We start from the raw sequence: 922 nt of genomic DNA on the forward strand, positions 1-922 counted from the left end.
GACCACCCTCTCAGACCCAGATATTGTAATTTTCTGGGCTTAGTTTGTTATATTCTTTTGTCTCGCATAATGAAATATTTTTTCCAATTCTTTTTTAAAGTGGGCTTGACATTTTACCGCTGGGCTTTTATCGACATATATTTGAATTGTGAGTACCATCTATTTTTCAATCAGGCAATATCAATCTCCTTGTAATAAAAGCCTTTTTGGCTTGCGGGCTATTTTATGGTAATCGTCGTTTATAGTTATACCAATTAACCCCGCCAACAGAGGAAATAGTACCAATAGATGTATAATCGTGTTAATCCCCCAGTATTCAACCAGTAATCCTATCAAACCCACTCCCAGTCCCCCAAGGCCGATTGTAAAGCCCAGCATTAAACCAGAGGCCATTGCCTTATTTTCTTTTAATATGTCCTGAGCTAATACAACGGTCACTGAAAAAGAAGACAGGAGAAACGTACCAGCCAGAATCACTAAAAAATAACTTAAAGCTCCGCTGCTGTTCAAGTAAAGGTATAACAGTGGGGTAGCCAGAATTAATGAGTCAACAATTACCGGCTTGCGCCCAATAATATCAGAAATATATCCGCCAATCAACCCTCCCACAGCACCGGCAAAAAGCATCAGAGACAACAGTACTCAACACTTTAGCTTAGTCACTGAATTTCAAGGGTATTTTTGCGGAGGTAAGGATATTGAGGCAATTACAGATAAAAAATCGGGGAGAGATGGTTGTTCCCCGACCAGCTATAGGTGTTATTTGTCCTTTAATTATAAAAGCCAGTACCTAACTAGGGCTTGCTGAATAGCCAAAAATTCCAGTAATACCAAGGGATTGAGGGTACTTTTGTCGAATTATTATCCAAGGAAAACAAGCTAAAATATGCAAAAAGCTTGCACTTTGGAGGTCAAAAAATGT

General features: G+C 38.9%; 1 protein-coding gene. It reads right to left on the bottom strand.

The annotated features are described in order from the left end of the window. Positions 1-180: 180 nt before the first annotated feature. On the bottom strand, positions 181-627 hold the full coding sequence (locus Psfp_RS21150) for an MFS transporter (protein WP_243120844.1): 447 nt from the start codon (positions 625-627) through the stop codon (positions 181-183). Positions 628-922: the final 295 nt, after the last annotated feature.

It is taken from the genome of Pelotomaculum sp. FP (assembly GCF_004369245.1).
Classification (GTDB): domain Bacteria; phylum Bacillota; class Desulfotomaculia; order Desulfotomaculales; family Pelotomaculaceae; genus Pelotomaculum_C; species Pelotomaculum_C schinkii.

Coding starts and splice junctions, on each gene's coding strand:
- Psfp_RS21150 (WP_243120844.1), bottom strand. CDS start 627: ATGCTTTTTGCCGGTGCTGTGGGAGGGTTGATTGGCGGATATATTTCT.